The sequence below is a fragment of the Vibrio sp. J383 genome (assembly GCF_023503985.1).
GTDB classification, from domain to species: Bacteria; Pseudomonadota; Gammaproteobacteria; order Enterobacterales; family Vibrionaceae; genus Vibrio; species Vibrio splendidus.
Genome location: NZ_CP097294.1, coordinates 586717 through 611566 on the forward strand (window position 1 = coordinate 586717; position 24850 = coordinate 611566).

A 24850-nucleotide genomic window follows, 5' to 3' on the forward strand; every position below is an offset into this window, starting at 1 on the left:
AACGAATCGATTAAAAAGAGGCGATGTTTCATCATGGACATCGCCTCTTTTCTATTCGTTTTTTTAGATAAGTTTATCTTCTACTTAACTCTATTGTTCAGTATTCAAGTGTCGAATCAACTTCGCTGGCGTGCCACCGTATAGACAGTCTGGCGGAACATCTCTGTTGACCACAGAGTTAGCCGCGATAATCGAACGAGCCCCAATCGTCACGCCTTGGTTGATGACCGAGTTTCCACCAATCCACACATCATCTTCTACTGTAATAGGTAGACAAAACGTTTCCCACTTACGGCGACTGAGGTGATCCAGTGAGTGAGAGGCCGTGTAAAACTGGGCACTTGGCCCCACCAATACATTATTACCAATTCTGATATTCGCACCATCCAGCATCACCACGTTCATGTTGATGAAGGTGTCGTCACCAATCTCGATGGTTTTACCAAACTCACAATGAAAAGGGGGCTGGATTAAGCTGCTACTACCAACCTTACCGAATAGCTGCTCTTGCAATGTGTGTTGTTGATCTGGGTTTTGGTGGTTGTTGAAGGCCATTAACGCCTTTTTGGCATTGGTACGCATGGTATCAATTTCTTGGTCTGCACCATCATACACTTGCCCAGATAACATTTTATCCAGTTCAGTTTTATCGTTTGTATTACTCATGCTTGCCCACTTTCCGAGAGTCTCGGTCTAAATGACGAATACTGCAAGATTAGCGATTTTTGGATATAAAAAAAGAGAAAAGCCTCAGCCTTTCTCTTCCTATTTTGTACCTTTAAGCACTAATGCTAAGTGAGCCCAGCTATTCAGCAAAAGGCGCGCTCTACAAATTAGATTTGTTCAACAAAACCCATTAGATGCTGTTTCACTTGGTCTGAAGCAAAAGCGCTCTCCACAGAGTACTTGTAGATTTCTGCGTAATCTTCTTTTGTTAGGCCGAATGTTTCACACACACGCTTCACTTCGTTGGTCATGGTTGTGTTCGACACAGTACGGTTGTCTGTGTTGATCGTAACAACGATGCCGTCTTTCTTGAATTCAGCAATTGGGTGGTCGCTGAATTTGTGAATACACTTAGTTTGCACGTTACTTGTTGGGCAAGTTTCAAGCGCAACCTGCTTCTCTTTCACGATGTTGTACGCGTCTTCGTTACCTTGGATGTGAACACCGTGGCCGATACGCTCAGCGTCAAGCATTGTCACTGCATCGTAAACGTTTTGACCATGCCATTGCTCACCAGCGTGCACGGTAATGCGGTAGCCTTTTTCAAGAGCGTACTGTGTGTACTCAGGGAATTCAGCGCAGAAGCCTGGCTTTTCACCGCCAGCGATATCAAATGCTACAACACCTTTACCTAGGTAGGGTTGACCTGCATCGATCACGTCTTTGATAGAGTCTTTAGGGAACATACGAAGCACAGACATGATGTAGTTGCCTTTGATGTCGTATTTCTCTTCAGCACGCTTCATGCCTTTAACTGCGCTTGCAATGATCGTATCAAGAGACAGACCTTTGTTTACGTGCAGGATTGGTGCAAAGCGAACTTCTAGGTACTTAACGTTTTCTAGTGCTGCGTCTTCGTAAAGCTCGAAAGAGATACGTTCAATTGCTTCTTCAGTCTGCATCACTTGTAGCGGCAGGCTGAAGCAAGCTAGGTACTCATCTAGGTTTTTGCAATCTTCTGGCACCGTTAGAGATTGAACAACCGCATCGCGATCTTCAGGTAGTTCGATATTGTACTGTTTTGCTAGGTCAATAATCGTATCTGGACGAACACTTCCGTCTAGGTGGCAGTGTAAATCAATCTTTGGTAGTGCTAGAAAATCCATGAGTATTCCTTAATTCTATTATTCTTTGAGTGTATTAACTCACATGCGCTAAATTTACCAAGACAATGATATGATTTAAAGTGACAATTAATCATCATTAACCTGAATTTAGGGAATATCATGGTAGATGTGAAAAGCTTACTTAAATGCGATATGAATTTGCTACTTTGCTTACACGTTCTTATTGAAGAGCGAAGTGTGAGCAAAACGGCAGATCGACTCTTTTTGAGCCAGTCTGCAGTAAGTAAACAGCTCACTAAACTCAGAGCTTTGTTTGATGATCCGCTATTTGAGCGAGAATCAAAGGGGTTGTTCCCAACGCCCAAAGCACTCGCTTTGGCACCTAAGGTCCACCAAATCCTACTGCAAATTGAAAAGCTGACCGTTCCCGAAGTTTTCGATCCTAAAGCCAGTGAGCGTACTTTCACTATAGACCTTGTCGAAACCGCCTACACAGCGATTTATCCGCACTTTATGCCGACTGCTCTCGCGGAGGCGCCTCACATTACCATCAACAGCTCAACGTGGAGCAGCGACAGCTTCAAGCGTTTGCTAAAACGTGAAGTGGATTTTGGCATCGGTATTTTTGAGCTGGATGAGCGAGCATCTACCCATGTGCAATGTATTCCCGATGATCTGGATTACGTAGAACTGTGCTTGGACTATTCTGTGTGTTTGATGCGTAATGGCCATCCGGCGTTAAAGGAAGAGTGGAACCTCGACACCTTCTTGAAGTATCGACACATACAGTTGGTGACGGGTGGAGCGGGGGATTGGCTATTGATGGAAGTGCTGAACTCTAAGCAGTTGGAAATCAATAAAGCCGCTAACGTGTCAGACATCACCAGCGCCATTAAATTGTGTAAGCAGAGTGATTTACTGATGTGTTACCCATACAACTCGGTACGTGATTACATTGATAGCGGTGAACTGGTGATGAAGCCTGTTCCAGTCGATTTGGTGCCGGGAGGTTTATTCTTGTTATGGCACAAATACTTCGATTCAGAGCCGAGCCATAAGTGGCTTCGCGATTTGATCATTGAACAGATTCAATAATAAACAATAATATAATTAAGAGTAAATATTAGTTACTTATTGAAAATTAAAAGAAAAACATCGAATTAGAAACTAGTTGGATATTTTTTGTTTTTATTTCGTCTTTTTATCATGAGCCTCGTCTTAATTACGTTGCTATAGATTTTTTAAGACGAAACAATGAAAAATAATCAAGTATTAAAAATTGAAGCCAATCTTGCTTCCTTCCTACAAAATGAACAAGTTCATGCTTCTTTGGCGGGTATCCGTCGCGGTATTGAACGAGAGTTAATTCGCACACAAGCGACCGGTGGTATCTCAGATAAAACTCATCCAGTCGAACTTGGTTCTGCGCTCACACATCCTTATATCACCACTGATTTTTCCGAGGCTCAGTTAGAGTTAGTGACTCCAGCGATGGATGACCGAACCGCGACATTCGATTCGCTCGCTTCACTGCATCATTTTGTTGCGACTCGCCTACCTGAGGGTGAAACCTTATGGGGTGCGAGCATGCCACCACAATTGCCGAATGATGAGGCGGAAAGTGAGGGCGCGATTAGAATCGCTAGCTATGGCACTTCGAATGCTGGCCTACTGAAAAAACGTTATCGAGAAGGGCTAGCCAATCGTTATGGCAAACGCATGCAGCTTATCTCTGGAATTCATTACAACTTTTCTCTGCCGGAAGCATTTTGGATTGCGCTGTACGATCACCAGAAGAGCATCGATAGCAGTGTCGCTCAAATGCCTCTGGAAGCATTCGTTTCTGAACGCTACTTTCATATGATTCGTAACGTGCTGCGTCATGGTTGGTTAGTACCCTATTTATTTGGTGCTTCCCCTGCGGTAGATAACAGTTATTTGCAAGGCAAAGCACATGCGCTTGAAGTGTTTGATGACGAGACTTGTTACTTACCGTGGGCGACATCATTGCGTCTGAGTAATCTCGGTTACAGCAGTGATGAGCAGTCATCGTACCCAATCAGCTTTAATAACAGGCAGCAGTATTTATCTGATTTGTATAACGCTTTGACTCGTCCAAGTGATCGCTACTTACATCTAGACATCGATCAGCAAATGAATGGTTCTGTGTTACAGCTGGAAAACGAATTGTATGGCTCGGTGCGGCCAAAAATCGTTAACGATACATTGCGTCCGTTGTATGCGATGTGTCATTACGGTGTGCAGTATGTTGAGCTGCGCAGCATGGATAACAATCCATATTTACCACTTGGTATTGCGCAAGAGCAAAGCCACTTTTTGGATCTTTTTCTGGTTTACAGTGCATTAGCGCCAAGCCCCGAGTTGACCGAAGAGGAACGCGCCATTGTCGTTCAACGTCAAGAACTCGTGGCAACACAAGGCCGAAAACCGGACTTAACACTTCCTACATTAGAAGGCGAAGTGTCATTAGAAACTTTGGGGCTTGATCTGTTGGACGCTATCCAAGAAATAGCAGCGCTGTTTGATGATGCTTTTTCTACGGATTCATACCAAACCAGTATCTTCAGTGAACGTATGAAACTGCAAAACAGTGACTTAACCCCTTCGGCAAAACTGTTGGCACAAATGAAAGACCAAGGATTGAGTCATCAAGGCTTAATGCAACGTCTTTCTGATGAGCACTTGTTAGTGCATTTGCAACACCAAGTTGAGACGGAAAAAATGGACAACTTAACAGCGTTGGTTGATGAATCGCTTTCCAAGCAGCAACAAATGGAAAGGCAGCCAGACATCAGTTTTGATGATTTTTTGAAAAAGCAAAATCAACTACAGCGCGACTGCAAACAACAAGAAATGATGGTTTAACAAGTTATGGATATTCTTTGGAAATTACGTGGCTACATTAAAATGTTCAGCCGCCAATATTTGATCGCCTTTGTTGTTTTACAAGTGGTCGCATTGTTCAACCTAGTGCCCTCATGGCTGATTGGTCGAATCGTTGATAGCATCAGTGATGGTGAACTGACTCTATCATTGCTCATGTTTTATGTGGGTGGTATAGCGGGTTCGGCATTTGCCATGTACGGGTTGCGTTATGTATGGCAGAGCAAACTCTATGGCGCGGCGATTGGTATTACACGAGTCATTCGTAGCGAGCTTTTCCATAAGTTCTCACGCTTATCGCCATCATTTTATTCTCGTCGCAGTACGGGGGATTTGATGGCGCATGCGACTAATGATCTTAATGCCGTGGAAGAGGCGACAGGCATGGGCATCATGACGCTGGTTGACTCTCTTATCGCTGGTTTTACCGTGATCTTCGGGATGATTTTTGTCGTCAGTGGTCACTTAACCGCTGTGGCGTTATTACCATTCCCGCTGTTGGTTTACTTTACTCGTCGTTATGGTGCTCGTTTACATACCGCCTTTGGACATGCGCAAGCGAGCTTCTCTGAACTAAGCGAAGAGACTCGTGAAACCGTTGCTGGTATTCGTGCCGTCCGTTCACATGGTATTGGTCAACGACAAGAGCAACGTTTTGGTAAGACGTTAGATGAGACGTTGGAAGCGAACCTTAAAGTGGCAAAGGTGGACTCGGCATTTGCTCCAACGATCCAATTGGTTTATGGCTTGTCGTTTGTGATTTCGTTGGGTTATGGCGCTTGGTTAATTGAGCAAGGCAGCATTACGGTGGGCTTGTTCACAACGTTCACTTTGTATCTTGGTCAGTTGCTAGGACCATTCTTACAGTTTGGTTGGCAGTTCAATGTATTCCAACGTGGCAGTAAATCATGGGAACGCCTCGACAGCCTACTATCAGAGCCAGAAGACGTAACGGAAGGAACAAAAACCCTATCAGACGACGTGAGATCAAGCCTTGACGTCAACATTCATTCATTTACTCACCAAGGTGCAAACAGACGAACGTTAGAAGCGATCAAATTCAGCGTGAGTGAAGGCGGTTTAGTCGGCATTACGGGCCCGACTGGTGGAGGGAAGAGTACGCTATTGCAATTGTTGATGAGGCAGTTTCCGTTGGACGGAAATTCGAAGGTGGCGTTGGACGGTAATTCGATCGATGACCTGACGTTTGATTCGTTGCGAAGCAAAGTGACGTGGGTTCCTCAAAAACCATTTTTATTCTCAGGGACGATTGCTGAGAACATTGCGTTAGCAAAGCCCGACGCTACCGATGAAGAGATAAAGCATGTGGCGAAAATGGCTGGTATCCAAGCTGAGATTGAAGCTATGGCTGATGGGTTTGATACTGAACTACGCGAAGGTGGTAGTAATTTGTCTGGAGGTCAAAAGCAAAGGTTAACCCTTGCGAGAGCATTGCTTTCAGGTGCCGATATTTTATTGCTTGATGACCCGTTCAGTGCGTTGGACATGAAAACAGAAGTGGTGGTTCGCCGAAACTTAAAGGCGCATTACGGCCACAAAACGATGTTGTTGGTCACTCAACGCTTAACCAACTTGATAGAGGCTGACCATATTCTGGTATTGAATCAAGGTCAAATTGAAGAGCAAGGCTCTCACCACGAACTTGTTGCTAAGCAAGGTTGGTACTCAATGGTTTATCAACGTCAAAGCCAGCTCGGTAAAGACGATATTCAGACCATTATCGATGTTACAGAAACGGCTCACACGTTTAATTCTAAGGCTGTTGAAACTGGAGCAAGTTATGTTTAAGCCAACACAAAAAACTCAACGGTCTCAAAGCCAAACAGATATGAAGGCCAATTCAATGTACCGTCGGTTGTTGGCTTATTCATTGCCACATAGAGCACGTTTTATCTTGGCCTTTGCGATGTTGACCGTTGCCGTGAGTGCTGAGATGGCGATCCCATGGCTCGCTAAAATTATCTTAGACGATGTGATTGTCCCTCAGACATTTGAGTTGCAACACCTTGCTATATTAACTGGGGGAGTGATGATGTTTTACATCATTGCCGCCCTGTTTACTTACCTGCAGGCTGTCACATTCCGCCATAGCGCACTGCTGGTGGTTAATGATATTCGCCGAGAATTGTTTAGCCATGTGCTCAACTTTCCAATCAATACTTTTGATAAGTTAGCGGCGGGTAAACTGGTGTCGTACATCACCAATGATACCGAAGCGATGCGCAACATGTTTGTTTCTACGTTTCCGACTATTATCCAAGGTGCACTACGTATTACGGTGATCTTCATTGCTATTGCACTACTTGATTGGCGTTTGATGCTATTGAGTTTAGTGCTGATCCCAATTCTGCTGATGACCATGCATTTGTATCGAAAAATTTCGATGTCAGTATTTGATGGCATTCGCATTCAAGTGAGTAACATCAATGGTCGATTGAATGAATCTTTGCAGGGAATGGCGCTCATTCAAGCTTTCCGCCAGCAAAAGTCGTTTAAAGAAAAGTTTGAAAAAGAAAATCAAAGCTGGTTTGAATTTAGAGCTAAATCGATCGCAATAGACAGCTTCATGCTGATCCCGCTCACTCGTTTAGTCTCTACATTAACGGCTGCGGGCATTGTGGCTTGGTTTGCTGGTGCTTCGTTTAGCACGGTCGTTGAAGTCGGTACTTTGTATGCTTTTCTTAACTATATAGAACGATTTTTCGACCCATTCCGCCAGTTATCCATGGAACTAAGAAAGCTACAGGTGGCGACGGTTTCTTCTAAGCGTGTATTCGAGCTGCTGGATGATGAATCGGAACATCATCGATACTCTCACCGGTTGGTAGAGGTTTCAGAGCCGTATGACATTGAGTTTAAAGATGTTCAATTAAGCTATGAAGAAGGTTCGCTAGTACTCAACGACGTCAGTTTTACGGCTAAAGGCGGCCAATTCACAGCGATTGTTGGTCATAGCGGAAGTGGTAAAAGTTCGGTGATAAACCTACTGATGCGTTTCTACGATCATCAAAAGGGTGCAATTTTGGTGGGTGGACAACCTTTATCGGCATTCCCAGAGGAGCAACTGCGGCAACTGTTTGGTTTAGTGTCTCAAGATCCGACCATATTCAGTGGTTCAGTGCTTGAGAACATAGACCTGTCTGGAAGCTACCTAGCTGAGCGAGCAACAAGAGCCAAGGTTATCGATGCAGCGAAACAAGTCAAAGCGCACTCATTTATTGAACGTTTAACCAATGGTTATGACCATCAACCCAGTCACGGTGGAGCCTCGTTTTCCGTTGGTGAGAAACAGCTGTTGGCGTTAGCAAGAGCGCTTTCGCATGATCCTAAAATCTTCCTGTTAGATGAGGCTACCGCTAACATTGATAGTGATACGGAAGAGGCAGTGAAGATAGCTTTAGAGAAAATCCAAGAAGGCAGAACGGTTATAACGGTGGCGCACCGACTTTCAACGATCAAACACGCTGACCAAATTTTGGTGATGAACAAAGGGCGAATTGTTCAAAGCGGCACACATCACGAATTGGTTGCTCAAGATGGCGACTACCGTGATTTATATCTAGCCCAAAAGGCGCAAGAAGAACAAGAACACCTAAGCAGCAAGCTAGGATTGTCGGCTGCCACAGCATAGTTGATGGGCGTGTTATTAGAAGAATGACACGGCTAATCATTAATACTTGAGAGTAAAAATAATGAATATCGAAAAAGCATCATTGATTTCACAACAAACGATTGAAGACGCTTGCGAATGGGCAATTATGCATGGTGTCGCTTTCCGTCAGGCTGATAATACGGCGAGGCATTGTCCTTTCAGTATCGCGCCAATGACAATGGAACGTAAGGTATATGAGCACTTACGTAAGGTTACGCCTCTGATGACTAAGTTGGTGAGTAACGTCTCTGAGGATCATGACTTCTTGCAGTTATCATTGAGCGATATGGCTAAGGCTGACCCGTTTTTTGGTCGTTTGATGGAGCTGCATTTACAAGCGCATGGCAGTGCTGATGAACGCTTGAATCCTGCTCGTCAGCCACTGTTGTTAATGCGCACTGATTTCATGGATGACCGTCAACACGGTGCAAAAGTGATTGAGTTTAATGGTATTGCGGCAGGCATGGCTCCGTTTGGTCAGAAAGCGACAGAGTTTCATGCCTATATGCAAAATCAATGGCCTGAAACTTACCAAAAATGGTTGGAAGATAAATCGGCGACTCCGGCAGGAAACCAAGGTCTTGAGCAACTGGCTTTCGGTATTGCGACTTCTGCGAGAAAGGTGAGAGCGGACTTCAATTGTTCAGACAAAAATGCTCCTGAAAAACCAACATTTTTGATGGTGGTGCAGAAGAATGAAGACAATGTGTATGACCAACACTTACTAGAAGTGGAACTGCAGAAGCAGGGTATTCGCACGGTTCGACGTACCTTTGAGCAGCTCAGCTCTCAGCTTTCTTCAGGTGATAACAAACGTTTATTACTTGAAGGCATTGGCGCTATTGATGTGGTGTATCTGCGCGCCGGCTATCAGTATTCTGACTATTGGGCTCCAGAGCTAAACGAATCTATTTGTTGTCATACGCTTAGCCAAACTCGCTTGTTCATAGAGCAGCACCATGTGGCAATGAATGCAACGATAAGCCAACAACTCGCCACCAGTAAAACCATGCAAATGTTGCTGACCATGATGTCTGCGTCAGAATACGCACGTTGGGGTTTAACACTAGAAGAGGCTGAATTGGTGAAGAGTGTATTGGCGGACATGAAACCAATCACCAGTGAATCGATTGAATGGTTTAACACGCAAGCCGACAAGCAAGAGTGGGTGCTGAAAAACCAAGGCGAGGGCGGTGGCCATTGTGTATTCGGTGACGATATCAGTGAAAAACTGAGCCAACTTAAGCCAGAAGAATACGATGCATGGGCATTGATGCAGCGCTTGTACCCACATGAACGAGACGTACCTACCATTGCAGTTCGTGACACTCAGCAAATGTTAGTGACAGACTTAGTCAGCGAAGTCGGCCTATTCACCGCTTACTACCAAGGTAAGCCAGTTACCGAATTAGACGGCTACGCGGGCTACTTGATCCGCAGCAAACCAGCCAGCGAAAACGAAGGCGGGATCCACAGCGGAAAAGGCATTCTCGATTCATTGGTGTTGATTGATTAACCCAAGATATCGAACAAAAACCAGAACCCACGTTCTGGTTTTTTTTGTATTTGTCATCCGCAAAGTCAATGCGTGGGTACAAAAAGAATCACGTTCCTGATTTAGTAAAAACCAGCGGTGTTTGTCCTGTTGTTGTTTGAAAAAAGCAATAAAGGCGCCATTGCATCGCTATTCTTGAACAGTAATGCCTGTTTTGGCTTTGAATAATCGAGTAAGTGTTTTGGTCTTTTCTCCAACTGAGTGAACTAACTATCTGGTTCTTGTTTCCGATGATGTTGATACGCAGTCGACTCTAGATTTAACGGTAAGTCTCTCATTCATATTGATAAATTCCGCGTCTTATTTGATGCGGGATTTATCATTTTATCCCTTCGTAAATTTGGATATTGACATGGGTAGAATGATCGCTCTACTATATGTGTAGAACAATCATTCTACCTGTTGTTATACCTATCACTGTTACTTACTACGATTGGTATTCAGTATTAAGAGGTCAGCTTGTTAAGAGAACAGATTGCAGCAAGTCTTGAAGTGGCGTTTAGCCAGCAAGGTTTTGCGGAACCGAGCGTTGCTCAACTGAAGACGGCGTGTAACGTGAGCCTACGTACGCTCTATAAACATTTTCCATCGAAAGAAGCGATGATAGTGGGCGCCTTAGAGCACCGTCATCACCGTTACCTAAATTTCCTATTAGAAAATGTACCTGCTGGTGGCCTTGAGTCGATGCTTGATATCTTCAACAAGTTACAACAGTGGATGGAAGAGTATGCGCCACACGGTTGTATGTCGATGAATGCGATGGCGGCTTTTCCTGACAACGAGATAATTAACCAAGCTGTTACTGAACATAAACGAGAAGTAAAAGCACTTCTGGGTAAGCAGAGTCAACGAGATGATCTGGCTTCAGAGCTTTTTCTACTTCATGAAGGTGTATCAAGCGCGTGGCCAGTATTAGGCGAAGAAGCGGTGACATCAGCACAGAATATGGTGACAAAATTACTCAAGGAAACACGATGAAATTCGAACTACCTAAAACAATGAAAGGCGTAGAGATGCTAGGACACGGCGGAGCAGAAATGCTTGGTTACCGTGAAGATATCGCTGTTCCTGAAATTGAACCTAATGAAGTGCTGATCAAAGTGATGGCTGCGGGCGTAAACAACACGGATATCAACACACGAATCGGCTGGTACTCAAAAAGCGACGATTCAGACGACGCAAGTTGGTCGGGTGAAGCGTTGAAGTTCCCTCGTATTCAAGGTGCTGACGTGTGTGGTTTCATCGTGGCGGTCGGCAATGAAGTCTCTGCTGATCGTATTGGTGAACGTGTTCTGATTGAACCTTGTCTGACTGAAGTGTACGGACGAGATTTACCACAACCATGGTATTTCGGTTCGGAATGCGATGGTGGTTTTGCTGAATACACCAAAGTGGCGGCGAAACACGCTTATGCGGTGAACAGCACCATGTCGGATGTTGAGCTAGCGTCTTTCCCATGTTCTTACTCGACCGCAGAAAACATGCTGACCCGTGCCAACGTGGCTGAAGCTGATCGCGTGCTTATCTCAGGTGCATCGGGTGGTGTGGGCTCTGCGGCTATTCAGCTAGCAAAAGCTCGTGGCGCGTATGTTATTGCCATCACTAGCCCAAGCAAGAACCAACAGTTACTTGAACTAGGTGCTGATGAAGTTATTGCTCGTGATGCGGATTTGGTTAAAGTGCTAGGCGAAAGCAGTGTGAATGTGGTTATCGACTTAGTCGCCGGTGATAAATGGCCGGAATTCCTTGAAGTGCTAAAACCACACGGTCGTTATGCCGTATCTGGCGCAATTGGTGGCGCTATGGTCGAGCTCGATGTACGAACTTTGTATCTCAAAGATCTCAGCTTTTTTGGTTGTACGGTTTTAGAACCACAAGTGTTCCAGAATCTAGTCAATCGTATCGAGAAACAGCAGATCGAAGCAATCGTCGCGCAGTCTTATCCGCTCGCTGATATCCACAAAGCACAAGACGAGTTTCTAAAGAAAAAACACGTTGGTAAGATCGTGTTGGAAGTGTCCCAGAGCTAACTTTAGACAGTGTCACACAGCTAATCTATGAAAGAGCGAGCAAACGTTATTTGCTCGCTCTTTTGTTTCTGATGAGCATAGAAGGACTTAGACTCGCAGGCTGTTGAGTAACAGATCCTATACAGTTAAATAGTTAATGATTCAATTGTCACTGTATGGTTTATGAGTTGTCTGTGCGATAATCACCGCCGTTATATATCCCTATCTATGTTGTATTCATCTAGGAGCCGTATTGATGTTTAAAAGGGTATTGCAGGCATTATTCTCACCTTTTGTTGATTCAAAAAACAAACCCTCTGCAGAGCCTGTCCAAAAAGAGCAACAACAAACCGTTGCTACTGATTCCGTTCAGTCTTCAACCTTTGTGCCGCCGTCGTCAGCTCAACCATCATCATTAATCGTCGATAAGACGCTTAGCCTTCACGATGGTGAGTTCCTTGATTATTTGTTTGGAGAGTCTCGTCTTCGAACGGAGTCGGACCCGTTTAGTGATTTTGTTGCTTGTCAGATCGAACGTTTGATTCGGTCTCCAAAAGCCTTGCTCAATGAACTGCCAGTGATGCCAGCCTCTGTGACCACATTAATGGCAGAATTACAGAGCGACGAGTTTGGTGTTGACGCACTACTAACAGTGATTGAGCGCGAGCCGAGTATGGCAGCCGATGTGATTAAACTGTCTAACAGTGCTTTCTATAAGCGTGGTGAAAAACAGGTTACTGACCTAAAAACAGCATTCCTAAATATGGGTTCTCAAGGGCTTGTTGAAGGGGTTGTGAATAGCTATATGAAGAACTTCACGCCGGGCAACAATATTTACTGGCGTCATTTCGGTGAGAAAATTTGGAATCACAGTGTTCAAACCGCGTCTTTTTCTAGGGAGTTGATGAAAGACTCTTCATCCCAAGAAGATCAAGCGGCGGCATATTTTGTTGGGTTGATTCGCAACTTAGGCAAGATGATCATTTTCCAAATGATGGTAGAAGCATTTAAACATGTTGATCCGTCTGTTCCGCCTAACTCGTTAGCATTGAAGCGCTTAATGAATAGCTATTCTATTCGCCTGACTTACACCATTGCTAAGTTCTGGGAGTTGCCAGAATCTGTGCTGACGGTGATTGGTTATCAAGAGTCGAGCCGATACGAATGCACGCCACTTGGTCAAGCTGTGTTTGAAGCTAACTATCTGAGTGAGCTGTACTATTTACTAGAAGAACAAACGATTGAAGTCGAGCAGTTTAAGCGCAGATGTAAAGAGATATTGATGTCACCTGCGGCTTTCAAAGTGGCTAACCGTATCTATAAAGAGTCTGAATTAGCGCTGGTAGGATAATAACGGCCTGGCGTTGGCTAGGTTGATTCTTGAGGTCGTCAAAAAGCGGTATTTTCTAAATGGTCTTACTAAGCAGTAAGACCATTTTTGTTTCAATTATCGATTAAGGGATCTTAGCCAGTTCTTGTTTCAATTTATCGATTTTACGCAGTTCTTTTTCGATCTTACCCTCATACTTTCGGATTTTATCCGCTCTATCGTCTCTTTTTGCTTCTTCTAGGTCAGCTTGGTATTCAGCTAAATCTTGTTCATTGGATTCAATCTTCTCACGGAGATCATCCTTCAAGCCTTCATTAGTGCAGTTTTCTTTCGCCGCTTTCAAGGCCGTGGTTAATCGTTCTACTTTGTTCTGATTGTCGTACTGCTCCGCTTTCTTTATCTGATATTCGATCTCACAGAACTTCTTTTCACAGCCTGTTAGCGCGTCGCATTGGGTGCTCGCCATGCTGTTAAAAGAGAATGCGCAAAGAAATAGTAATGAGCCTTTTAGGTGTCGAGTCATGGTTTACCTTCTTATTGGGGCTATTTAGTTTGTACTTATATTTGTTGAGTCTCACTTCGAGAGTACATTAGCACCCGCTCACTTTGCTATTGGCAGGGGAGTGTTAAAGATAAGTCGCTGTGCCTAATGACTTATTTTTGAACATGGCTAGATTTACAAATGGTTAATCCACAACTGATCGAGCTCACACCAGCCGAAGCCATTCACTTGCGCGCCGTGTATCTTTTCAGAAACTTGTAAATTGAACACCTCTTGCTTGAGCTCAACCACAACCTCAGAGTCATTCAACCAATCCCGAAGCTTCAACAGTGTGTTCGCTGCTAATTCAAAGTTTGGCTGGTTTCTTATTGAAGCTAAGCCTTGTTCGATTGTCTCTAGCATCTCAGCAGGCAGAGCTAAGTCCTCAAACGGAAAGCGAATGAAAAAGCTTAACCACGAAGTGAAGGTGTCGTTCTCATCAATAATGCTGCACAGCGCGACGTCTTTGGTAGTTAGGAAGTTAGTTAGGTAGTGTCCATATTCCACGTTGGTTTTGTTGTCGCCAGACACAGACAACTGCTCGAAAAGGGTTTGGCATTCAGAGGTGTCTTCAACAGTGAATTCACGAATGGTTTTCGACAATGTTGGGTTCTGAATTTTGAAAAACGTTGAGCCGAAATCCGGTTGAGAAGAATGGTCATTGCCACGCACGGTGACCGTTTTCTCGGGCAGTTTCACGCACACCTGATTTTGAGCGCAAGCTTTGCTCTGTGCCCATTCTGGATAGACCCACAATTCGACTCGATTGAGAATGGGTGTACTGTGCGAATACGCGCTATTGCGGCTTAATCTCAACATCTTGCTCGAGAATATGTCTAATGAGAACGCGCCAGATCCAATCAGCCTTTCAGTCGGTGATGAGGGATCAAATATGGAGGCTTCAACTCTGGCAAGTAGGCGCGGTAAGTGCCAATCAGGTTGATTCAGTTTCACGACAACTACATTACCTGCCGAGACAGAGACCTCATCAATATGCTGATAACAACGACGCCATATTTTGCTTTGAATTAGCGAGTTAAGGTTGCGCGCTATGTCTTGAGATTCGAGTGTTCTGCCGTTATGGAACTGAACACCATTGCGAATTTGAAAGTGCCACTGTGTTGCATCTTGATTAGCCTGCCAATGATAAGCCAGATCGCCGCTGAGTTGACCGTGTTGAACGGAGGTTAGGCGTTGGCAAGTTTGCATCACTAAGAAACGTTCGGTGCGTCTAAGTACTCGTTGAGGGTGAAGCGCTTCGAGTTCTCGGTGAAATGGGATATACGCGATATTCTGCGCCAATGGATTGGTATTGCTTAGAAAGGCTTGTAACTCAGCGCCAGCATTGCGGCCATTGAAGCTCAAGGTGCTAAACACCTGTTCGATGTTGCCTGCGTCAGCTTGGGTTTGTGCGTATTGGTAACACGCCTCAATGGGCTCAACCAGACACGTGAGTTGTGCCTTCTTGCTGCGGCCTGAGCTGGCGTGCCACTCAATCCAGCCTTGTGCTGTCATCGCTTTGAGTAAGGTTTGAACGTGACGTTCACTCACGTGCAGCAGTGTGGCCAGTTGGTTGACCTGACAATGTGATACTCCAGGCCCAAAAGCCTGAAATATCTTTTCATACAGTTCAAGCTTGCGCTTAAGGTTGCCCAATTTGCTTTTCCTAACGACGAGGTTGAGTTAAGTGTTGATAGCCAGAGTCAATGAGTGCTTTCTCCATCGTATCGAGCACTTGAGAGGTTACCTCTGAGCTTAGGATATCCGATTCAGTTTTGCCTTGAAGCACCAAATCTGAAAAATGGTCGATTTCAAATTCGAACCCATTGCCCGTTACTCGTTTGTTGATGGTCGACTTCTGCCCTTGATGTTCAATCTCAATAAAGGCCGGATTCCACCATTTTTCGTGAATGGTGATCTTAGTGTTGGGCCCAGTCAAGTGTGCTGTTCGGGGAAGGTTTTGCACCGTTGATGCCGATATCTTACCGTTTATATCGCCAGAGAATGTAAAGCACGCATCGGTGTCAACATTCGCCCCCTCATACAGACATGACATCTCTACCTGAGGTTTTGAAGGATTCACTCCCAGAGTGCGGCACAGATCGTAGAAGAACCAAAGCCCATAGACCCCAACATCGAGCGTTGCTCCGCCTGACAAATCCGGATTGAAGATAAACAAATCGGGCTCATAGTCGTGATGGTTACCAAAGCTGGCTTCGATTGAGTCTACCTGAATGTTGTTGTCGACCAAGAATGATTGAAGCTCACGATATGCGGGAAACACCACAGTTTTCATCGCTTCTAACAGCATCACGCCATTTTGTTTCGCGAGGGCTTTCATCTCAAGCCAGTCAGCAAGATTGGTGAAAGCCGGCTTCTCGACCAATACGTGTTTATTGTTCTTTAGAAACAACTCGGCGAGTGGCTGGTGGTATGGGTGAACCGTAGCGATGTAAACCGCTTCAATATTTGGGTCATGCGCCATTTCTTCATAAGAGCCATAAGCCTTGTCGCAACTAAACTTGTTGGCGAACGTGGCTGCGCGTTTATGGTCTCTCGCGGCAACCGCATACAGTTCACCATGCAGACAGTGCTCTGTTACAGCTGTTGCGAATCGATTGGCGATATTACCTAGGCCCGCGATGCCCCATTTAATTTTGCGTTGCGTGTCGCTCATCAGTTGCTCCAAATCGTTGTTTTGTATCAGTGTACTCAGAGACGCCACATACAAATAGAGAACAGATTTCTCAACCTGTTCTCTATTTATTTTATTCTAGCTGAAACTCAGGATCAGCTCTGTAGGGAGCGTTTCCAATCGGCTAGGGCTTGAATGTGTTTTGGCCCGATGCCACAACAGCCACCGACAATATTCGCACCCAATGCGTGCCAGCGTTTTACATAAGTTAAGTAACCTTGGCCATCCAGCTCACGCATCTCCTGAAACATATCATTCGCTTCATGTTCGTTGCTGATAGGCGCAAAATTGTTGGCGTAGACACCAATTTCTAAATCACGGCCTAGCTCATCGATCACTTTCTTAGCATCGATAATGGCTTGATCCATAACTTCAGGCACTGAGCAGTTAAACATAATGCCTTTTGCGTTCGATTGGCAGGCAAGTTTGATCGCGTCTGTTACGCTCTCGCCAGAACGAATATTGGCACAATCGCCCTTGGTGTCTTCCAAACTGAATGCGTAGTAACACGGCTTATCTGACTGCTTAAGTACCGCATGAATGGATTCGAATTCTTGCAGGCTACAGATGGTTTCAGCTATCCAAAGATCGATGTTTGGGTCTTGCGCATCGTAAAGCGTTTGAATGATCGGCGCTGCTTCTTCTACCTTAAACAAGTCTGGTCGGTAGCTGCCAAATGGCGGTGGAATCGCGCCCGCAACTTTCACGGTGTGAGGAGCGTTGTCTGCAACTGCTTTAGCCAGCTCACCAGACAGTGCGGCTAGTTCAAAACCGCGTTGCTCGAACAGCTCTTCACCCAAGTGAAAAGGCACACAGGCATAGCTATTGGTGATCAATATTTCAGCACCTGCATCGACAAAGTTTTGATGCGCTTGGCTAACAAATTCGGGTGCTTCAATCAGCGCTTGAGCACTCCAAAGTGGTTGAGAAAATGGCGCGCCAATTTCTTTGAGTTCTCGGCCCATGCCGCCATCAAGTATGGTTAGTGTTTTCATATTCAATACTATCTAAACAATTGCTGAAGTTCTGCCGTCACCATATCAGACAACTTTGCTAGACAGAAGCTATCAAGGCCATGTGTTATCGAGAATAAAACATGGCCTAAAAAAGATTGGTTTTTAACTATGGCTGAGCACGAATAGAACGATCAACCACTTTTATGGTATTGATCAATAGCTAACTCAATGGGACGTACAGAGTGATAACGAGCCTCTCGTAGGCGGAAATGTGTGCTTGCACGAATCCGCACCTAAAATGTAGAGTGGTTTTATATTATGTATATATTATTCAGTTGGTTATAAGCAATCTTTTTGATATGTTTAGCCAAAGAATTCGTGCTCGCACGATATTAAATGTTAACTGTATTTCGATATGAAAATTACGAGCAAGTTGCTACAAAAATAGGTCGTTTCTAAAATGAAAAAGTGGTTTGTGTTTCTGGTTCTTTTACTTACAGGATGTGCTGCTAAGCAACTGCCTTATTCTCCTTCCGATATGGTAAGCGAAGAAGTTGCGGCGAGTGTGATTGAACAGGTTGTTATGGAACAGCCTACAAAATTTAGACCTGAAGGCCTTGTTGTGACCAGTTCTTATATCGGATTATCTGAAGGTCACAATTCAAAAATAGTGGCAGTTAGCAATTATAATGACGCTTCCAATTTACTCATTTCGTCTGCAAACATAAGGCTATCAGACATCAACTCCAGATATTATTTCAACTCGATATTGGCGCTTGAGCTCTATAGCAAAAGAGATTGGTTTATCATTCAGTTAAAAAACGATGAGCAACGGGTTGTTAAGCGTTTTTATACGAGAAGTTTAGAAAAGGCGCAGCGGTTCATAGATTCAATAAATTATATGAAAATTTCGGCTAAGCCATTTGGTGCTGAGTAGTACAGTTGACAAGAGATTATGGCGCCAATAACTAACTTTTGGTGCTGTTTCCATTCCACATAGTCCAATATATCATCAAGCATTTCAGAACGTGAAATGGTAGGTCACTACAATCTGTAGAGGAAAGTGCATTGAAGTTAACGAATAAACTCGTACGTTACCCGCACATTGATGTTGATCGTGCGTTTGAAAAAGAAGCTGAATTATTGCAGCAGATACAGGCGGGTGAGATTGGGCAAGCCTTAATGCTGTGGCAAGCAAAAACGCCGACACTCGTTTTGCCCGCAGGTAAAAAGTGGCCAGTGACGGTAGAGTCTAGAAAGCAACTCGCGGGACAAGGTTGGCAACTCACCTCACGTAAAACCGGTGGCGCTCCCGTTCCCCAACTGCCGGGGATAATTAACCTATCGCATATCTACCATTGGCCTCGTGATGAAGCCTACAATATCCAAAAAGCGTATCGACATTTATGCGATGTCTTAACCTTGTTTTTTAAAGAACTAGGCATCGATGTGGATGTACACGCAACCCCCGGTTCTTATTGTGATGGTGAGTACAACCTCAATATCAATAAACAAAAAATAGTGGGTACTGCGCAGCGCGTATTGCTTAAACAAGGGGGCGGCCAAATTGTACTTTCGCAAGCTTGTATTGTGTTAGACGTCGACTTAGAGAACATCGTTGCGCCCGTAAATTTTTATAATCAAATTTGCGATAACCCAACCGTGGTGGATGCGCAGGTTCATACTCCATTGTCCGAACATCTCACAACCCTACCCAACGTAGATTCACTTTTTCAACGGTTGAGCCAAGCTTTTATCAAGTACGCGTAATGTCGCTATTTCGCTAACGCTATGCCAATTTGTTGGGAGAGGAACCATTTCAATGCTATCGAAATAATAGTTGAAGCTCTCTCGTCACGACATCAGACAGTTTTGGGTTTTTGGTGCCCCTAAATATGGAGCACTCCTTGTATTGTATCTGGCTAGCGAGAGTGGGATTTCAGCTCGAGCTGTTCTGCAAGTAACTGGTCGAGAGTTGTCACCAGCTTTTGATTTTTCTCCGTATCTAATGCATCAGCATGAGGGTCTTTGAATAATCCCGAATCATTATCAAAGTACCGTCCTGAGGCATTAGAAAACTCTTCCGACAGTGCCGCTCTGCACAAGATATCAGCACCAATCCCTAAGTCATTGCCTTCCAAACCATACGCATCTTTAACCAATTTACTGCCAAGAAATGAGGCCGGATTAACGGGAATGATTAGGGGTCCTTGATCTCCTAATTGGTGCGCAAGATGGATTGACCACATCGTTAACGCCAACTTACTTTGTGCGTAGATAGGGCCATCTAAAGCGTCAGGGTTTGGGCTGGCAAGTGCCTCGAGATCGACCGATGACTGAGCGGCTGAAGATAGATTGACGATGCGACCGTTGGCATCAAAAAGTGGTAGCAGCTTTTGAGTCAGTAAATAAGGGGCAATGGTGTTGACGGTAAAGCGAACATCGAGATTGTCTTTGGTGGTGATCTCGGAAACCTTGTAGACGCCAGCGTTGTTAATGAGTACATCGAGCTCTTCATGCTTCGACTTTATTTGGTTGGCGAGGGCTTCAACTTCAGAAAGAGAAGAGAGATCAGCAACATAACTTTCGATAATCGCATCCTTGGATAATCGAGAAAGGCCGGTTTCTACTTTGCTGAGTTTTGTTGGGTTACGTCCATGTATAAGGATGTGATGCCCTTGTTGGGCTAACATTTTCGCTGTCTCTAAACCGATACCATCTGTAGCACCTGTAATTATAATCTTTTTTCGCATCTTCCTTCCTTGAATAAAGAGTCCGGACAACTTTTATAACAAAGTTTTATTGCGCAAAGTTTCTACTACTTCACATGCTGAGATATAGAAAGCGCGGATGTGTGTTGCTATTGAGAAACCGTGAAATAAGGGGGTGGTTTAACAAACACAGTACTGTTTTTCAGGGCTTGCTAAGAATGTTTGCTAAATGCTTATTGAGTGCTGTAAGTGGAATTTCTCCCTAAATGTTCTTTATATTGAATAAAGCCTAAATCACAAAAAAGCCTCAACCGGTTTAGTGGTTGAGGCTTGGTCGTTATTAGCCTTGTTTCAGCCTATATAGGCCAGTTTGACGTTGTAATTATTTTACCTTAGAGCGGCTTAATGAGCGTGAACAGCTGAATCTTGGTATAGCTCGGCATCAATTTCTTCGCCTTTATTCGGACGTGGGACAATCTCAAACGAGGTGTCAGCTTCTGTTAGTGAAGACAACAGCTTGTTCAAAGACGACTTGTCACCTTTCACGCCTGCTTGACCTGCTTCTATCAGTTTATTGAGTGTCGTTTTCTTAAGTACGATGTCAGACACATCTGACTTGTTGATGATCAGTGTGGTGTCGGCATCTTGAAGTTCTGATACTTGAATGTTGTTCAGATTACCGTTAGACATTTCAACGTAGTAGAACTCTTTAACATCAGGTAATTGAATGTTCATCGTAAATGGCGTGTTTTGCGCCTTCAATGAATCCACTTTTACCGCTAAGTAATCCAACAAGTTCTCAATGGTCATGTTAGCCAATACATCCGGAGATGCAGTTTTTGGTGCGCCCGGTTGTGTGCCAATACGAAGCTCTTGAGCGCCCGTTAGGTAGATGTTTCTCCAACCTGCACCTTCTGATTGATAACCCAATTGCTCGTACGTATCTGCCAATAAGCCACGTGCAACTTTGTTCTCTGGCTCAGCTTGAATCACCTTATTCAGTGCTGTTGCAACGAAGCGGTATTCGCCTTCTTGGAAGTCTTGCTGCGCTTTTTCAATCACAGCATCGCTGCCACCCATGTACTCAACAAACTTCACCGATTCTGGCTCGATTGGTAATGGGTTTAGGTTAGCCGGGTTCATGTCGAAGTAACCAAGATACATGTTGTACACAGCGCGAGCGTTGTGAGAGTAAGTACCGTGGTAACCATTTGTGTGCCAAGACTGTTGAATGCTGTCTGGCATTACCTTGTAAATCTCGTCACCGATGTCTTGCAGAACCACGCCGTTATTCGCTAAGCGAAGCGTTTGGTTATGAGTAAAACCGTAAGCGTCACGCTGCATCTTTAGGTATTCAGAAATTTCTTTTTCACCCCAAACTGGTGCTGAGTGAGAGGCAAATAACACGTCAGTTTCTTCACCCCAAGTGACGAGCATCTCGTTGATTTTTTTAGACCACTTCAAACCATCACGTACTTTTGCACCGCGAAGTGTGTACAGGTTATGCATGCCTTGGTAGGTCAGTTCGCCCGTCCAAAGTGCTTTCATGCTTGGAATATACGTCACCATTTCTGATGCCGCTTCTGTGCCTGAAGCGTCCATGAATTGCATTTCTAGGCCGTCGATAACCAGAGTTTCAATTTCTTCGTTATGGTTCAGCTCGTAGTCTGGTAATACGTAAGTAATACTACCTGTTGACAGACCTTTAGACAGTGCTGCATCAACAATGCCGTGTTCGTGTCGGTTCAGCGTTGCGCCATACTGGTAAGCGGTACGACGAGACATTGCGTTACCCGCCAGTACGTTTTCGTCGACGATTTCTTTGGTGATGTTTTTTGAACCGTACACTTTTACATCTGGATACGCGTCTTTGATTGCTCTTGCGCCACCAAAGTGATCAGCGTGCGAGTGAGAGTAAATCATTGCAACGACTGGCAGTTCACCGCCATCAGGCACATTGTTCTTGAAGAATTTGAGTGATTTAGCGGCTGCTTCCTTGGTCAGAAGAACATCATAAGCGATCCAGCCGCTATCACTGCGGATGAAAGAGATCGACGCTAAATCGGCACCACGAACTTGGTAAACTTTCCCTGGAACAACTTCATACAGTCCTTCCGCTGCTTGGTTCAGAACTGCTTGACGCCATAGCGATGGGTTAACTGAATCTGGCGCTTTGTCTGCGTTTGAGACACTTGGTTCGATAAAGTTGAAGCTGTTACGGATGATGTCGCCAGTTTCTTGGTCGAAGCTTGCGATCAAACCTTTGTTGTTATTGTCGAACGCGCGAGTGTCTGAGAAGTTTAGCGTTTTCGCGAATTCTTGGTTTGCTTTTGTCGTCATCTCGGTAGCATCTTTACCACCTTGATCACCGATCTCACTAAAGTGTGCGTGGTCATGGTTAGCTGCAACAGCAGGAAACGCAAGAGAGATTGCAAGGAATAGTGATGCATTTTTGAAAGTGCGTGATGGAGTCATAGGTGCCTCTTCAGTTCGAGATTTCGTTTTGATGAGGGAATTGTATGACTAACACATATAGCAAAAAATAAAGTAAGCTTTATTTAACACATCACGAACCGTTATGTGTTGTATGCTTTATTAGTGACATATTGAAGCTAACAGCTCGTCGTATGCTCGATGCGACCTAACATGGAGAGTGACTGTGAGTGATGTTGAAAAATTAGATTTAAACTTGCTGAATGTGTTTTTAGAAGTGTATAGATTGAAGTCGATCACCTTAGCATCAGAATCTCTGGGTATGACTCAGCCAGGGGTCAGCGGAGCCTTGAAGCGACTCCAATCTCAGCTTGATACTGACCTGTTTATTCGTGAAGGGCGTGGGATCATTCCGACTAACGCTGCGGTGCAACTGGCAAGCCGAATTGAACCCGCATTAGAAGGGATAAGCAGCGCAGTCAGCACCTTAAAGACATTTGATAATCAGCAGCATCATGTGTTTCGAATTCTGGTGAATGAAATTGGCCTAACCAAGTTGCAACCCCTTGTGGAAAAGGACGATACGCTTGGTAACATCTCGATTCAATTCAATATGGTACCAAGCAATGAAGAAGATCTTCTGCAGAGTTTGAGTATGCAGCAAGCGGATCTTGCGATCGATATCCATTACCCGCAAGTGAATGGCTATATTACTCAGCCTGTGATTCAAGATGAGCTAGTGCTTATTGCCCGGAAAGGGCACCCTAGAATCAATGGCTCGATAACACAAGAGCAGTATTATGACGAAAAGCACATCACTTTTCGGATGCGTCGAACTCGCTTGTACACTGCAGAATACTTCACTAAATCTCCACTCAAGCAAAGGAAAGTGAGTGCAGAGTGTGACTCGATCATGACCATGTGTGTGTTGGTGGCGGGCTCAGATTGTGTTGGTAGCACGTCTCGGGATTTTGCTAATCAGTTTGCAGAGCGATTCCAATTGCAAGTGCTCGACCAGCCTTTCGAAGTTTTGCCCATGAAGCAGTATATGATTTGGCATAAACGAACAGACTTAAACCCTGCACATCAATGGTTAAGAACCAAGATTCAGCAATACATGACGAGTTCTCAAAGTCGTTAACGATTCAATGAAAAACGGCCTCCATTTAGAGGCCGTTTTTGTATCTGTTACATCAGGGTTCTAATTAGGACTTTTGGATACAATCAACTATTGCGCGCGTTTTTGACGAGCGGCTTTGAGCATTTTTATTGGCGACATTCCTGTCACCAACATCGTGCCTGTGATAACAAGAATCGAACCAATGATCGTGTTGATGCCGATGGCTTCATCCAAGAACAAGTTGCCCCAAAGAATACCGAATACTGGAATCAGGAAGGTCACCGACAATGCTGAAGGTGCGCCCAATTCAGAGATGAGATTGAAATAAAGTAAGTATGCTAAACCAGTACACACCGCGCCGAGCAAGATGACAGAAGTCGCGATCGTGAGATCGGGTGCTTCTCTCATTGGAATAAAGAACACAAATGGTAATACGATTAATACTGCGGCCCACATGCTGCCGTGGGCATTATTGAAGGCTTCAACCTTTGGTGCTGTCTTGGTGTAGTTAGAGGCGATACCGTAGCTAAACGCCGCCAAAACCGCGGCAAAAATAGGAACAACCGCTTCTTGGCCGATGTTCATTGCATCCCAACCCACCAATACGCCTACGCCCGTGACCCCAATACCTAATCCGAGTAGCACCTTCTTCTCGAGCGCAGTCTTCGTCCATATTGCCCCAATGATCGCTGCCCATATCGGAGCCGTAGAGTTAAGGATGGCAAGGGTCGACGCATTGAGAGTTTGAGCCGCATAAGCGAAAAACAAAAAAGGAAGCGCAGTATTAAACAAGCCAAGAATAAAAAAGTGTTTCGCGTGAGCATTAAAAGAAAGCTTCCTTTTCAGATAAAAAGAAACCAAGAGTAGGGTGACCGCCGCGCACAGAACTCGTGCTTCAATCAGGACTGCTGGGCCTAAAGGATTAGCCGCAATTCTCATGAAAAGGAACGAGCCTCCCCATATGGCAGCTAGCGTTATCAGTTTTAAAAAGCTCACAGTTCAAATCTCGGATTATGTAAAACACCGACTATTGATCAAAGCTATATATTACACAAGCTTAGATGTTAATACTGTGCAGCTAATTGTTGTGATTTTGATAACTCAACTGACCCATTAAATAGGAACAACTT

At 44.6% G+C, this 24850-nt stretch carries 20 protein-coding genes; 11 read left to right on the forward strand and 9 right to left on the reverse strand.

What is annotated here, in order from left to right; genetic code table 11:
- Window positions 1–90 precede the first annotated feature (90 nt).
- Together M4S28_RS19190 and add are read right to left on the reverse strand one after the other, a co-directional pair.
- Window positions 91–666, reverse strand: coding sequence for a sugar O-acetyltransferase (locus M4S28_RS19190; RefSeq protein WP_249633531.1), 576 nt, complete (start codon window positions 664–666; stop codon window positions 91–93).
- A gap of 167 nt (window positions 667–833) precedes the next feature.
- Window positions 834–1832: an adenosine deaminase gene (add, locus tag M4S28_RS19195; protein ID WP_249633532.1), complete on the reverse strand. Its 999-nt coding sequence runs from the start codon at window positions 1830–1832 to the stop codon at window positions 834–836.
- 120 nt (window positions 1833–1952) lie between these two features.
- On the opposite strand from add, the gene M4S28_RS19200 reads away from it, so the two are divergent.
- The 8 genes from M4S28_RS19200 to M4S28_RS19235 all read left to right on the forward strand — a co-directional run bounded on the left by M4S28_RS19200 (window position 1953) and on the right by M4S28_RS19235 (window position 13285).
- Window positions 1953–2888, forward strand: coding sequence for a LysR substrate-binding domain-containing protein (locus tag M4S28_RS19200; protein ID WP_249633533.1), 936 nt, complete (start codon window positions 1953–1955; stop codon window positions 2886–2888).
- A gap of 159 nt (window positions 2889–3047) precedes the next feature.
- Entirely contained in the window at window positions 3048–4679 is a 1632-nt protein-coding gene (gshA, locus tag M4S28_RS19205) for a glutamate--cysteine ligase (RefSeq protein WP_249633534.1), read from the forward strand.
- Window positions 4680–4685: 6 nt separating this feature from the next.
- A complete protein-coding gene (locus M4S28_RS19210; protein WP_249633535.1) occupies window positions 4686–6506 on the forward strand; it encodes an ABC transporter ATP-binding protein in 1821 nt (606 codons plus the stop codon).
- A gap of 40 nt (window positions 6507–6546) precedes the next feature.
- The gene (locus M4S28_RS19215; protein WP_445329546.1) at window positions 6547–8349 is read left to right on the forward strand and encodes an ABC transporter ATP-binding protein; all 1803 of its coding nucleotides are present in this window, start codon (window positions 6547–6549) and stop codon (window positions 8347–8349) included.
- Window positions 8350–8410: 61 nt separating this feature from the next.
- Window positions 8411–9886: a glutathione synthase gene (locus M4S28_RS19220; protein ID WP_249633537.1), complete on the forward strand. Its 1476-nt coding sequence runs from the start codon at window positions 8411–8413 to the stop codon at window positions 9884–9886.
- Between the two features lie 498 nt (window positions 9887–10384).
- Window positions 10385–10903 carry a TetR/AcrR family transcriptional regulator gene (locus tag M4S28_RS19225; RefSeq protein WP_145562754.1) on the forward strand — a complete coding sequence of 173 codons (519 nt, stop codon included), beginning with the start codon at window positions 10385–10387 and terminating at the stop codon, window positions 10901–10903.
- Window positions 10900–11955, forward strand: coding sequence for an alcohol dehydrogenase family protein (locus M4S28_RS19230; RefSeq protein WP_249633538.1), 1056 nt, complete (start codon window positions 10900–10902; stop codon window positions 11953–11955). The genes M4S28_RS19225 and M4S28_RS19230 overlap by 4 nt, the downstream gene beginning before the upstream one ends.
- Window positions 11956–12190: 235 nt before the next feature.
- Window positions 12191–13285: an HDOD domain-containing protein gene (locus M4S28_RS19235; protein ID WP_249633539.1), complete on the forward strand. Its 1095-nt coding sequence runs from the start codon at window positions 12191–12193 to the stop codon at window positions 13283–13285.
- A 103-nt stretch (window positions 13286–13388) separates the two neighbouring features.
- Here M4S28_RS19235 and M4S28_RS19240 read toward each other — a convergent pair whose 3' ends face one another.
- The 4 genes from M4S28_RS19240 to M4S28_RS19255 form a co-directional block, all read right to left on the reverse strand.
- Window positions 13389–13787, reverse strand: a complete 399-nt coding sequence (locus tag M4S28_RS19240) for a DUF1090 domain-containing protein (protein WP_249633540.1) — start codon at window positions 13785–13787, stop codon at window positions 13389–13391.
- A gap of 153 nt (window positions 13788–13940) precedes the next feature.
- Complete coding sequence (locus M4S28_RS19245) at window positions 13941–15461, reverse strand: SgrR family transcriptional regulator (RefSeq protein ID WP_249633541.1); 1521 nt, start codon at window positions 15459–15461, stop codon at window positions 13941–13943.
- A 10-nt stretch (window positions 15462–15471) separates the two neighbouring features.
- Window positions 15472–16482 (reverse strand): Gfo/Idh/MocA family protein, encoded by a 1011-nt coding sequence (locus M4S28_RS19250; RefSeq protein ID WP_249633542.1) that lies wholly within the window; start codon window positions 16480–16482, stop codon window positions 15472–15474.
- Window positions 16483–16595: 113 nt separating this feature from the next.
- Window positions 16596–17495, reverse strand: a complete 900-nt coding sequence (locus M4S28_RS19255; protein WP_249633543.1) for a homocysteine S-methyltransferase family protein — start codon at window positions 17493–17495, stop codon at window positions 16596–16598.
- A 421-nt stretch (window positions 17496–17916) separates the two neighbouring features.
- On the opposite strand from M4S28_RS19255, the gene M4S28_RS19260 reads away from it, so the two are divergent.
- Together M4S28_RS19260 and M4S28_RS19265 are read left to right on the forward strand one after the other, a co-directional pair.
- Complete coding sequence (locus M4S28_RS19260) at window positions 17917–18393, forward strand: hypothetical protein (RefSeq protein WP_054545951.1); 477 nt, start codon at window positions 17917–17919, stop codon at window positions 18391–18393.
- A gap of 131 nt (window positions 18394–18524) precedes the next feature.
- On the forward strand, window positions 18525–19226 hold the full coding sequence (locus M4S28_RS19265; protein ID WP_249633544.1) for a lipoate--protein ligase family protein: 702 nt from the start codon (window positions 18525–18527) through the stop codon (window positions 19224–19226).
- 152 nt (window positions 19227–19378) lie between these two features.
- Here the strand turns inward: M4S28_RS19265 and M4S28_RS19270 are convergent, their stop codons facing one another.
- Together M4S28_RS19270 and M4S28_RS19275 are read right to left on the reverse strand one after the other, a co-directional pair.
- The gene (locus M4S28_RS19270) at window positions 19379–20209 is read right to left on the reverse strand and encodes an SDR family NAD(P)-dependent oxidoreductase (RefSeq protein ID WP_445329538.1); all 831 of its coding nucleotides are present in this window, start codon (window positions 20207–20209) and stop codon (window positions 19379–19381) included.
- Window positions 20210–20569: 360 nt separating this feature from the next.
- Window positions 20570–22642 carry an alkyl/aryl-sulfatase gene (locus M4S28_RS19275; protein WP_249633546.1) on the reverse strand — a complete coding sequence of 691 codons (2073 nt, stop codon included), beginning with the start codon at window positions 22640–22642 and terminating at the stop codon, window positions 20570–20572.
- A gap of 184 nt (window positions 22643–22826) precedes the next feature.
- Between M4S28_RS19275 and M4S28_RS19280 the strand changes: the two genes are divergently transcribed.
- On the forward strand, window positions 22827–23741 hold the full coding sequence (locus M4S28_RS19280) for a LysR family transcriptional regulator (RefSeq protein WP_249633547.1): 915 nt from the start codon (window positions 22827–22829) through the stop codon (window positions 23739–23741).
- An 87-nt stretch (window positions 23742–23828) separates the two neighbouring features.
- On the opposite strand, the gene M4S28_RS19285 is transcribed toward M4S28_RS19280, so the two are convergent.
- Window positions 23829–24659 carry a DMT family transporter gene (locus M4S28_RS19285; RefSeq protein ID WP_249633548.1) on the reverse strand — a complete coding sequence of 277 codons (831 nt, stop codon included), beginning with the start codon at window positions 24657–24659 and terminating at the stop codon, window positions 23829–23831.
- Window positions 24660–24850: the final 191 nt, after the last annotated feature.